Genomic DNA, 11990 nt, shown 5'->3' with positions numbered 1-11990 from the left:
GTCTTCATAAAAAATAGCCTGTCGCCAACTGATTACCGGCTGGTAACCAATTGACGACAGGCTTGCAATGCCGACTGGTAGGCTGATTAGCTAAAGGAACCGAATCCATCCGTCGCAGAGCCCGTTTTGAGCGTCAGGCTGCGGACACTGCCAAGTGTTTTGATCTTGGGTTTGGTATAGGCTTTCTTGGCAAGCTTGTTGGTAGCGGGCTTGCTGGATTTTGCTGGATTTTTCATGGATAATTTTTTTGAGTACCCCTTCACAAGGAGGTGGAAAAAGTGGTTGTAGGCCGAAAGATCGGCTGAGGTTCGTTATAGACGTGCTGCTTCATCAACGGGTTAGGTACTGAACGGTGAAGAAGCAGCACGGACTACTTTTCGGACTATTGCGTGACCAAACGATAAGTGCGGGTGGTACCTCGCTCGGTAACCTTGAGCAGATAGATACCTTTCGATAGGGATGACATCGACTTGATGCGGACACTTGAATCGGTACTGTCAGTGCGGATGAAGGGCAGTTCGCTCCCCGCAAGGGTGAACAGGCTTATTTGTGCCGTGGCTGGCTCATCTAGTTCGAGGGTAAAGCTACTCTGCACAACCGGGTTTGGATAGACACTATACCGGGCATCAATCACGACGCCTACGGCACTGAATGTCTGGCCCGAACCAGTCCGGTCTACCTGCCGTAAGCGGTAATAACTCGTTCCGCGATAGGGGCTGGCGTCAATAAATTTGTACGATGTTGTGCCCTTTTCATTCGCGGCTACATCCCGTATCTGACCTATTTCTTCGAACGTAATCAGGTCCTTACTGCGCTCAACGATAAAGGCCTGGTTGTTGAACTCCCAACTGGTGCTCCAGGTCGTCAGTACAGTCTGATCCGATTGAACCTTTGCGCCGAAGTTGATCAGTCCCACCGGCAGGGCCGCCGTGAAGGTGATAACCGCATTGCCCGTGTTGGCACTTTCCTTACCAGCCGCGTCGATGGCCTTGAAGGGAATGGTGACCGTTGTGGATGTGGTGGCGGTGGGGTCAACCGTGATGGTGACGGTTGGATTGCCGTTGGCATCGGTTGGGATAACCAGCGCCGTTAGCGCAGCTACATTGGCCGTCGTATAGGTGGTTCCGTTAACGACGATGCTGGTGGCACCGGTCGGGAACTGGGTGATGCGAATGCCGGTCACCGCGGTCGGATCGCTGCTGGGGGTGGTGCTGGTGAAGGTTGAGGCTGGTACAGTGGCCTGATTGGTGCCACTTGGGGTAGTGCCGCCGTTGGCTGTACCGCTACCGGCAACGGGAGGCTGTTCGGTGCCGAAGTTGGCATTGGTCACGCTGGCCGTTACGTTGCCCAGCGAGAGGATGCCGTTGGGTGTACCATCGTTAGCAGTCGAAGCGCCCAGGTTCTCTCCCGTGTTGACCCAGCCTGTGGGCAGCGATGACGCGTAAGTAGCGCCCAGGTTTGTGCCTACCGCAACGGATTGACTCGACAATACCGTTGTGAAGGCACCACCCTGTGAGCGCAGAAGTGTGTACGTTCCATCTGCATTGACCGATGTTTCTGCCAATGTGGTGTTCGTGCTGTTGTCGGCCAGCAGGACGAATAGGCCACCGGCGTTGGTGCCCTGGCCGTTGATGCCGTTGCCGATCCCGTCGACATCATTGAAAACCTTGCCCGAAATGGCCAGCAGACCGACGGATTCCTTTTCGGAAACCGATTCAAACGCCCAGTTGTCGATGTACGAGTTATTTCCCCACGACGAATTGGCATTGCCATTGTAGGCCCATCCCCGTACACCACCCGTAACGTCACTGTTCACGCCAGCGGTGCCGTCTTTTCGAGTTGGCGGATTACTGTTCTGAGTACTCATTTCGGAACTAGTGTCGTCCCAATACAGGGTAGGGCTGGTCGTATTTCCTGAGGCTCCTCCATTCTGACGGACCAGAGTTAGCCCACCAAACCCTTCAACGTCATCCAATACAAAGTGAATTTCCTGACTCTTATCGATCAATACCGTCGATTTAAGACTGGCGTTGATCGTCACACCCGTGCCCGTTGTGTTGAACCGGTACGTATTGGCCCCTGTCGTTGCGGGAATCGTTGTCGTGTAATCAGTAGTCCCGTTTCCATCCTGGTCGATCTGCAGGGTAGCCGACGTACCATTGTAGTTACTGATGTTGAAGGTGTAAATGATCGAGTTGCCATCAACAGTCGCGTTCAGATTGGAAACGTCCGGGTTCTGAATGGCGGGCCGTAACCAAGTATTCGATCCTGCGTTGCTGGCCAGATCCCAGATCGGTGCCGAAGCGGGTAACGTGGCATCGGGCTGGGTAAAAAACTGCTTGTAATAGTTTGCCGAATAGGTGTTGTAATCATAGCTATTAAATCGGGTTGCCCGATTTGCATTCGTGACAATGCCAACGTTGGGCGACCCGACGGCTGATCCCGAAGCTGATGCGCGGGGCAAACTCTTCCGCAAAGGCACATAACCAGCCTTACCGGCATCCGCTACACCAACGGCATCGGCATACACGTTGGAATCCCAACCCGAGTAGTTATTGAAGGTACTTTTATAAATACCACCCGAAATGTTGACATACCATAGCGTAAACGTGGCCAGTCCGTTTCCCGTACCTGAATAATCCTGGTGAACGGGTAGCAGAAGCGTATAGGTACGGCCCCCAATGGCAGTCGACCCATTGGCAATGGTAACCCCGTAGCTGCGCCACTGACTTGCTCCGCCCTGTGGAACAACGAGGGTCCAGATGCCACCCTCATTGGCCCCTACGGTGTAGCTTTGCGCACTACCGGCATTAACCGTTTTCTGCCCGTTCGGGGTGTATAGTTTCCAGCCGTCCGTATTGTAGTTGCTGATGGCCGCGTACGTGCCTGCGTTTAAAATCTGGCCCGAAAATGAATATGTCTCACCAGGCTTTACGTATGTGTACACGTATGTAGGGAGTGTAATGTGTGTGGAGTTTGTCGCATCCTGGGTACCCGCAGTACCAGGAACGGTACACGTTAAACACACGCCCTCTCCGGACTGGGCGTAGGACGTATTACTGAAAATACCAGCGAGCGCAAGCGCCACAGCGGGAAAGAAGGCAGATCGAAATCTGGACGGTAAACGTTTAAACATAGGGAAATTGGATTATAGTTAATTTACACTAATACATTAATGATTACTGATATGTATGTAATTAATGTATTAGTGTAGAGAAGTTGGCGAATGTAATAGTGTAGTGATCAATACCTGAATTTTTTTCCCGAGCGGTGGGGACAAAGGTCATTATTGTATAAAATACTTTGAAATAGATAAATTTATAATAAAATAATACTATTAAAATATCTTTAAGTATACTGATAAATTATTCTGGGGAAGCTGTAGTAATACGTTTCTGTATAAAAGACGATATATGGAATCAGACTATGGTAGACAATACTAAAGTTGATCATTACTCATGTTCACATGTGTAATAGCCTATCCTTAGGCTATCGTGCCAGAATAGGCAGGAGGGCTAGTTAAGCTGCTCCGTAGAAACAAACAATTGCGTTGAGAGCAGACTGGTCTATACAAGATCAGGCGAAGTTATATGGATAATAAAATCGGCCGATTGTGGCGAAGCTATGGCAGCATGACTAAGTAAATACCATTAAAGTTAGATTAATTTAACGGAGCGTAATACTGTCAAAAGCGATCCGATGGCTGTCTTTGTAAGAACATGTTTAATATAGTAACGTGTTGATTTATAGTATTTTAATGTGAATTGGGCTAGCCAGGATACCATTCATTACAAAAGGCGACCGGGAAAACTATTTAACTTCTGTTTAGTATTTATACTGACTTACAACAAAACCATCAATCAGCGATTATGAATACTTCCGAAACAGCCGTAGACCAGGCAAGTGGTCTGGTTACAGGCTTTAAAAGCAACAAACACGGTGATATTGACGCCATTGAGCTTGACACCAGCAAGGAGGGTATCATCCTGCATTTTCCACCCCACACGGCCAGGCAGATCATGGACAATGTTGCCGTTGGTCAACAAATAGTTGCCAGCTATACCAGAGAAGAAAAGCCTGGAAAAAAAACAAAGTATGAACTGGACTCGATAAAGAGCGATCAGCAGAATAACACGCTGACCGTTGCTGGTAAAAAGCCCGAAAAGGCTGCTGCCAACAGTTCAGTCGAGACAATCAAACCTGAGACATTTACGTTGGTTCGTGACAAGAAGGAGGAGCCCGTCGCTATTCTGGCCGATAATAAGCTGATTCATCTGCACAAGGACGATAAAGAAATAGCCGAGGCTATCCGATCTGATTCGGCGCTGACGATACAAGCCGTGTTGCGTCCCGACGAAGGGTTTGTAAACGAGCAGAATCTGCCGGTCTATCACATCAAGAGCATTGATATAGACGGTCGGTCGTTCCAGCCGTCGAAAAAGAAATAAAGTGTTGGGGAGACTAGTGTTAATAGTCTCCCCAACACTTTTACGGATCAACTTGATAAAAAACTACCTTTATGAATCAGGCCTGGCTTTATCCTCTTATTCTCGTTGCGGGTGCGTTGCAAGCTTGGGGGCCACCCATGAATGGTGCCCTGCAAAAGTCGGTCAGCAACCCCTGGCTGGCCAGCGTCATTTCCTTTTTGCCCGTTGTGGCGCTGTTGAGTTGTGTCTTTTTATGCCTTCCCAAACCCATGCCAAACGGAGAGGGGCTGGCCAATATGCCTTGGTGGGCGCCACTGGGCGGTTTGCTGGGGGCGGGGGCCGTTGTGGTCGGACTGATGTTTGTTAACAAAGTAGGAGCTGGTACGCTGGCGGGTTTAACGATAACGGCAAACATTCTCATGTCGCTGTTAATCGATAAATACGGCTGGTTTGGTATGGAGCAGCATCCGCTGAGTCTGGGTCGTATTGCCGGCGCAGTCCTGCTGATTGGTGGTATCTACCTCGTATCCAAATACTGAATAATCTGTCTATCCGTTAGTTATCGGCGCTGCTGAATACTTAGTTCCCAAATTGATGAATGCACATGGACCTCTGCTGGTTGCCCATTTGGGGGACTTACACATAACAAAGGCAGATAGTCAGAATTATATTGATTTTCTGTCGATTCTCGTCCAGTTGGAAACCGAGTGCAGCCCATTCGTCGATTTTCTGGTATTGCCGGGCGATAATGCCGATGATGGCCTTGCTGAACAATACGGGTTAGTGACAACGGCGTTGAAACTGGTGAGTAACCCCGTTCATATCATCACCGGCGACCACGATATGGCCTCGGGAAATCTGGACGCTTTCTACTCGATGCCATTGACTGAAACGTTGCCGATGGCGTATACGGTCAGAGGGGTCCGGTGCTTGTTTCTGGACATGAGTGGTACTGGATCGGGCGGCCCCGATTTCAGATTTGGCGAAAACCAACTTACCTGGTTAACTGATCAACTGACCCAATCAACGGCCCGGGGTGAAACGGTTGCTCTGTTCATGCATACCTACCCCGCCGACTGTACAGATGGGTCGGAAATGAGTACACTCAATCATTTGATTGCCAGTAATTCAGTAGCATTAGTCGATATAGGGCATACGCACTACAACGAGCTGGCAAACGACGGCCATACCATTTTTGCTGCTACCCGATCGACCGGGCAGATTGATGAAGGGCCCGTCGGGTATTCGCTCGTTAGTGTCGATGAGGGCACGGTGAGCTGGCGGTTTAAAACACGGCACGAGGCCTTTCCCTTTGTGTTGATTACGACACCCGCCGACTACCGGCTGTGGCGGGAAGATGCACAGGCCCGTGTTGGTGGGCTAACTACCGTTCGGGCTTTCGTGCTGGGAAAATCGCCGGTTAGGCACGTTACCTGCCAGCTCAATCAGGGCCCGCCCGTATACATGACCCGTTCGCCTGACGGAAGGCTGTGGGAAGGTCAGCTTAACATACCCGAAAACCCCGTGCTGACGCTTACCGTGGAAGCCATTGATGACCGGGGGCGGCCTGGTCGCCACACGATCGATTTGGCAGGGCCATTTACGCCGGGCCCGGTCCGGCAGAAGAACGGGAGCGATGCCGATTCAATTGGCGCCTGGCCCCAAAACGGTATTTTTGGCACGCAACTGGGCCCTAACCGAAACGGTGGCCCGTCATAAACTTATCATTCACTTAATACATACTATGGTTATCAGTAGTATCTGGATTATCTCGCTGGTTGCCATTGCCGGTATCATTGTCCGCCCGTTCAACGTACCCGAATTTGTCTGGGCGGTGGCTGGGGCCGTTCTGCTTCTCATGCTGAAACTGATCACTCCTGCCGAAGCGCTAACGGGCGTTGGAAAAGGTACGGATGTATACCTCTTTCTGATCGGGATGATGCTATTGGCGGAGACCGCCCGCGACCAGGGGTTGTTCGACTGGCTGGCTGCCCAGGCGACGAACCGGGCCGACGGCTCTGCCAGCCGGCTATTTGGGCTCATATACTTGGTCGGGATCATTGTCACGACGTTTTTGTCGAACGATGCAACGGCAGTCGTACTGACCCCGGCGGTGGCTGCGGCTGTTAAAGCGGCTGATGTTAAACGGCCGTTGCCCTACCTGTTTATTTGCGCGTTCATTGCCAATGCCGCGTCGTTTGTGCTGCCTATCTCAAACCCGGCCAATCTGGTTATTTACGGCACGCATATGCCTTCGCTGTTGCACTGGCTGGCGCAATACGGGCTGCCCTCGCTGGTGTCGATCGCTGTTACCTATGGCGTCCTTCGTTACACGCAGCGGACCAGTTTACAGGGGGGCGTAGCGCGCGCCATTCCAGTGCCTGCTCTCTCTACGGGGGGCAAGCTAGCCTTGGTGGGTATTGCCCTGACGGCACTGGTATTGCTTGGCGCGTCGGCGCTGGATGCTGAACTGGGTCTGCCAACGGCCATTGCCGGTGTGCTGACGTCTATTGTGGTGCTGATAACGACCAGAACGAATCCATGGGTTGTTATCAAACAGGTGTCGTGGTCGGTGCTGCCGCTGGTAGCCGGTCTGTTCATATTGGTGGAGGGACTTAACAAAACAGGGCTTGTGGAACACCTGACGACCTTGTTGCAGCAGGGCACGGCGCGTTCCGTAACGCAAACGGCCTGGTTGAGCGGGGGCGGGCTGGCATTGGCCTGTAACCTGATGAATAACCTCCCGGCAGGCCTGATTGTAGGGTCTGTGGTGCAGGCCGGCTCGGTACCCGATCTGATCAAGAGTTTTTTGCTGATTGGTATCGATCTGGGTCCAAACTTGTCAGTTACGGGTTCACTGGCTACGATTCTATGGCTGGTGGCGCTGCGACGGGAAGGCTTGCAGGTCAGTGCCTGGGCTTTCCTCAGGCTGGGTATCCCGGTTATGCTGATTGCCTTGCTGGCCAGTCTGGCAACCGTATGGATACAATATCAATTCTAATAGCAGATCGCCTAGGTAGTTAGCAGGTGATCATTAATTTGTGGCTCCATTATGAGCCGGAAAAACATAAACCAGCGCTTCTCGCTGAAGGATAACTTCGTCAGTCTGAGGGTACCATCTTGACCCGGCACACGTTACGAAGTAAATTTTGGTAAACAGCGTTTCTCAGGCGCCTGAGAAACGCTGTAGGTTGGTTTAAGCTGAAACCAAAAACCCCCTACTCGTTATCCATATGCAAGGGTTCGGCGATCAGGGTTACTTCCAGAAAATTAGCGTAAAAAGGCCCATTGTTGGTACTGTCAAACCAAACGCATTCAACGCAATTGGTCTGATTGGGATCAGCTAATTTATTGATTGTCATGATAGGGCTGCCGGATTTAAGTTGAACTAAGTCGCCAATTTTGAATTGAGTTTGCATTAATATAGTTTGTTTGAGAATTAGGTGCATTGGTAATCACTCTGCCGAACCATGCAGCTGTTAATGCATCAGGCAGGTGGGGTGTTTTACCGGTACAGATGACGTCTTATGTCGTCTCATACCGATTCTTGTCTGAGGCAGGCGCATCAGTAATCATCTATATAGTACGGCTAACGGATGAATCGTCCGATCAACTTAACTAACTACATGTGGCAACCACCTGATTTTGACACAAAATTACTTACCTATTTGATAGTATAGTTGTGTATCAAAAGAATGACTAGTTGTACATTAGGTCATTATTGACAAGAGCGTGATTTAAAAATAATACCATCAACGTCTAAGATTACTAATTGCCTGGGGTGAAATGTGTGAAATCACCATTTCCTTGTATGAAAGCACTAAAAAAGTTACTCGATTGATTTATTAACAAATAGTACACAATAATATTATTAGTGTTAATTTAAGTTTAAGCATAGTATTGTTTATAAACAATATAATCGAAAGTTTTTACTTAATAGTTCGAACGGAATCGGGTGTAGTGGCAGGAGTAACCGGCGCGCCAGACTATGTCTGATTTAGAAAAGTTCGAATTGCTCAATTTCCAAGCAACAGTACGCAAGCTGAAAATAATGCTTTCAGAACTAAACAAGCGTAGTCATATCAGGGGTAGGTTGGGGCAGTTGAAGACGCGTTACGTAAGTGAAAAGCATCGGGGTGTTAGGCTAATTCGATGAACTAGCCGACCTATTTGGTTACCAATAGCCAGCCTTAGCTTGTCAGTTTTTTAGGAAAACGGCAAGTTACAGCAGGCTAAACTAGGCCTAAGCAGATCTACTACTGTTTCAGATTGGTAATTGGCGCGTCAGCTTCGATGAGGTGCTGCTCTTTAAGAGCCTGCCAGAATGCCTCGGGAATGACTACTTGCAGCGATTCAACGTTTTGCTCCACCTGCTCCGGGGTGCGGGCACCGGGAATAACCGAAACCGCTACGTCGGGATACAGGGCAAACTGGAGGGAAGCTGTTCGTAAATCAACGTCAAACTGGCGGGCAATAGCCCGTAAACGGTCACGTTTTTCCAGATATTCTTCCTTAATTGGTTTTTCGGGATCGTAGTTATAGCGCTCGCTGCCCGACAGAAAACCCGCATTCAGATTTGATCCCATGACCAGTGACAGGTTACGCGCGCGTACGGCCGGGAATACGTGCTTTAAAGCATAGGCATGATCGATTAGCGAGTATTGAGATGCCAGCAGGAACACGTCGGGGTCGGCGACATCGATGGTTTTCAGAATCGGTTCAGGACAGTTAACTCCCAGTCCCCAAGCCTTGATAACGCCTTCGTCACGCAACTGGCTCAAAGCGGGGAAAGCCCCTTTCTCGGCAATAGCAAACTGGTCGAGCCAGTCGGTGGGTAACAGTTTATTATCCGGCGACAGATCGTGGACGAATACAATATCCAAACTATCAATCCCTAACCGTTGAAGGCTGTCTTCGATGGACCGTCGTATACCGTCGGCCGTGTAGTCGAAAGTAACATTATTGGGAGAATGGGCATGAGGGAAGTACTCTGCTCCTTTATTTTGCTTACTCGCCCGCAGCATCTTGCCTACTTTAGACGAAATAATGTAATCCTCGCGTTTTTGGTTGTGCAGGAAATGCCCATAGCGCCGTTCGGCCAGCCCCAGCCCATACCAGGGAGAAACATCGTAATAGCGAACTCCGGCCTGCCAGGCAGCCTGAAGCGTATGGTGAGCGGCCTCGTCGGAGATGTACTCAAATTCGTTGCCAATGGCGACGCCCCCCAGCCCGATTGAGGGTAAGTGTTGCTGGGCCCATGTAGGAGACTGGGCAGGTGATGTATTGTTCATAGTCGCTGAGTAGCGCTGATTAAACCAACGCTATAGCACTAACCCAATAGAGCCCCTGCTGTTCAGCAATCCATGAGCTATGCGGATAGAGGGCTTAAGGATGAACGATATGGCATCGCCCGAAAGAACTTACCACCAACCGCGAAAGGCTATTTCTACTTGTGAAACATCCAGCGGATCAATGTATATATAGGAAAAATATGTGCAATAATTTCTTTAATTGATCATAAATTTTTAGATTTGTGTAAGTAAGACACATATCTAAAATCAGGTTCAGCAATGAGGTCGATTCAGGATGAGTTGCCCGTATTATGGAATCGCTTCAAAAATGGCGACGCAAAAGCGTTCGGCCAGCTGGCTCAGCAGCACTATGGGCTGCTCTTTAACTACGGTACCAAGTTTTCCAAAGACCATGAGCTGGTTAAAGATTGTTTGCAGGATATATTTCTGGACCTCTGGAAAAACCGGAACCAACTAAGCGAAACGGCCTTCGTTAAAGCATACTTAATGACAGCGTTGCGGAATCGAATGCTTAAAGCAGTACGCCGTGGCACCCCTTTTGAGTCGATTGACGAATTATGTTTCGAGCCGGACAGTCCTGAATTGACCGTTGAAGACCTACTGATTGTTGATGAGCACCAGGGTGAACAGACCCAACGTCTCCAGCAAAGCATTCGTCAGCTTACCAAACGGCAACAGGAAATCATCTACCTGCGCTTTTATCAACATCTGGAACACGAAGAGATTGCCGACTTGATGCAACTGAGTCGGCCCAGTGTAGCTAACCTGCTTCACCGGACAATTAAGGAACTTCGACATAAACTGGTCTGGTCGACGATCTCGGCTACGCTGTTTTTTCTGTCCTTCCTGGCGCGCTGAACACAAACCGCAGAGTATTCTATAATTTTTTCAAAAAAAACTTTCGTTTTTTGGTTATGAACGCCGTGAAAATGGACTACTGATTATAGAGCCATTTCATAGTGCATCCATGATGAATTTTCATAATCATACGGCGGAGGAGCTGGCCGCAGATTCATCCTTTGCCAACTGGGTTCTCCGGTCCGATGAGCGGGATACCAGATTTTGGGAGGAGTGGATTGCCCAGAATACAGACCGGCAGGAGATTGTTACTCAAGCCAGACGTCTGGTATTGGCAGTTCATGAACTCCACCAGTGGCCTAATCTCACCAATCAGGAAATTGCGTCTGAGATCAGGCAACTGGTAGAGCACGCGCAAAACGATCAGGAACGGCCCGAAACGAAGATACGACCGCTGTGGCAAGGGGGGCGGCTATGGTGGCAGAGCGCTGCGGCTGCTGTTCTGCTGCTGATCGGGGGAGTCTGGTTTAGCCAGCGAGTCAGTCAGGTAGATGCCGCAAGGGGCCACGCTGCTCCTTCCGAAGCAACGGACCGGATCGTACGCCAGAACCTGGGTAATCGGCCCATGACGGTTTTGCTCAGTGATGGCAGTGTTGTTACGCTGAACCGAAACAGCCGACTTACCTACCCACGTGTTTTTGCAAAGGAATTGCGGGTGGTTACCCTGGCAGGAGAAGCTTTTTTTGAGGTAAGTAAAAATCCCAGGAGGCCGTTCCTCGTCTTTACCGACCGCTCCGTAACAAAGGTTCTGGGCACCAGCTTTCGGGTACGAGCGTTTGCCCGCGAACCCAATGTAAACGTAGTGGTACGGACGGGTAAAGTCGCCGTGTACGCCCTGGATCACGCGCCGACGGAGAAGAAACTGGTCAACTACGAAAAAGGGGTTCTGTTGTTGCCCAACCAGCAGGCTGACCTGACCGCCGGCCAATTACACAAACGGGTGGTGGCCAGTCCTGCGCTGGCTGCGGCAACCCAGGTAGGTCCCTCCGAAATTACGTTCGATGATCAGCCGGTTGCCGATGTATTGCTTACCCTCTCCCGGCTGTACGAAATAGACATCAATTTCGATGACAAAGCCCTGGAGCACTGCCGGATTACCACGTCGTTTTCCGAAGAAACCCTGCCCGAACGGCTCAGCAGCATTTGCCGGGCCATCAATGCCTCGTACACGATTGAGAATGACAAGATCGACGTAAGCAGCCGTGGCTGTTTACCAGTGCCTACCCTAAAAACCCCTTAAGCCTATGATGTCAAAACCGGTCTACTGATCATGAAAAAAGCAACGGTGGGTCCAGCACCGTTGCCTTAACTCTCCCCACTGTCTACCGTCAGCAACGTCATCTTCTACAAGATGCCAGGGGAGCTTTTGTCCTATTCGAAACGAAATTGAACA

10 protein-coding genes are annotated in these 11990 nt (G+C 50.1%); 6 read left to right on the top strand and 4 right to left on the bottom strand.

The features are described 5' to 3' along the window. Nucleotides 1-86: 86 nt before the first annotated feature. Both ACYU87_RS09170 and ACYU87_RS09165 read right to left on the bottom strand, forming a co-directional pair. Complete coding sequence (locus tag ACYU87_RS09170; protein ID WP_461133763.1) at nucleotides 87-236, bottom strand: hypothetical protein; 150 nt, start codon at nucleotides 234-236, stop codon at nucleotides 87-89. A gap of 146 nt (nucleotides 237-382) precedes the next feature. Beyond that, nucleotides 383-3136: a T9SS type A sorting domain-containing protein gene (locus ACYU87_RS09165; protein WP_461133762.1), complete on the bottom strand. Its 2754-nt coding sequence runs from the start codon at nucleotides 3134-3136 to the stop codon at nucleotides 383-385. A gap of 733 nt (nucleotides 3137-3869) precedes the next feature. On the opposite strand from ACYU87_RS09165, the gene ACYU87_RS09160 reads away from it, so the two are divergent. From ACYU87_RS09160 to ACYU87_RS09145, 4 genes are all read left to right on the top strand, one after another. Beyond that, complete coding sequence (locus ACYU87_RS09160) at nucleotides 3870-4448, top strand: hypothetical protein (RefSeq protein ID WP_461133761.1); 579 nt, start codon at nucleotides 3870-3872, stop codon at nucleotides 4446-4448. A 71-nt stretch (nucleotides 4449-4519) separates the two neighbouring features. Continuing rightward, complete coding sequence (locus ACYU87_RS09155) at nucleotides 4520-4966, top strand: DMT family transporter (RefSeq protein WP_461133760.1); 447 nt, start codon at nucleotides 4520-4522, stop codon at nucleotides 4964-4966. A 55-nt stretch (nucleotides 4967-5021) separates the two neighbouring features. Continuing rightward, the gene (locus ACYU87_RS09150; protein ID WP_461133759.1) at nucleotides 5022-6146 is read left to right on the top strand and encodes a metallophosphoesterase family protein; all 1125 of its coding nucleotides are present in this window, start codon (nucleotides 5022-5024) and stop codon (nucleotides 6144-6146) included. Nucleotides 6147-6171: 25 nt separating this feature from the next. Continuing rightward, entirely contained in the window at nucleotides 6172-7428 is a 1257-nt protein-coding gene (locus tag ACYU87_RS09145) for an arsenic transporter (RefSeq protein WP_461133758.1), read from the top strand. 217 nt (nucleotides 7429-7645) lie between these two features. On the opposite strand, the gene ACYU87_RS09140 is transcribed toward ACYU87_RS09145, so the two are convergent. Both ACYU87_RS09140 and ACYU87_RS09135 read right to left on the bottom strand, forming a co-directional pair. Continuing rightward, nucleotides 7646-7846 (bottom strand): YodC family protein, encoded by a 201-nt coding sequence (locus ACYU87_RS09140; RefSeq protein WP_461133757.1) that lies wholly within the window; start codon nucleotides 7844-7846, stop codon nucleotides 7646-7648. Between the two features lie 837 nt (nucleotides 7847-8683). After that, entirely contained in the window at nucleotides 8684-9718 is a 1035-nt protein-coding gene (locus tag ACYU87_RS09135; RefSeq protein WP_461133756.1) for an aldo/keto reductase, read from the bottom strand. A gap of 279 nt (nucleotides 9719-9997) precedes the next feature. On the opposite strand from ACYU87_RS09135, the gene ACYU87_RS09130 reads away from it, so the two are divergent. Next, complete coding sequence (locus ACYU87_RS09130) at nucleotides 9998-10597, top strand: RNA polymerase sigma factor (RefSeq protein WP_461133755.1); 600 nt, start codon at nucleotides 9998-10000, stop codon at nucleotides 10595-10597. Between the two features lie 109 nt (nucleotides 10598-10706). Further along, the gene (locus ACYU87_RS09125; protein WP_461133754.1) at nucleotides 10707-11837 is read left to right on the top strand and encodes a FecR family protein; all 1131 of its coding nucleotides are present in this window, start codon (nucleotides 10707-10709) and stop codon (nucleotides 11835-11837) included. Nucleotides 11838-11990 lie beyond the last annotated feature (153 nt).

The sequence above is a fragment of the Spirosoma lituiforme genome (genome assembly GCF_054776635.1).
The sequence above is the reverse complement of the archived record's forward strand: the minus strand, read 5'-3'. Positions and strand labels throughout refer to the sequence as shown.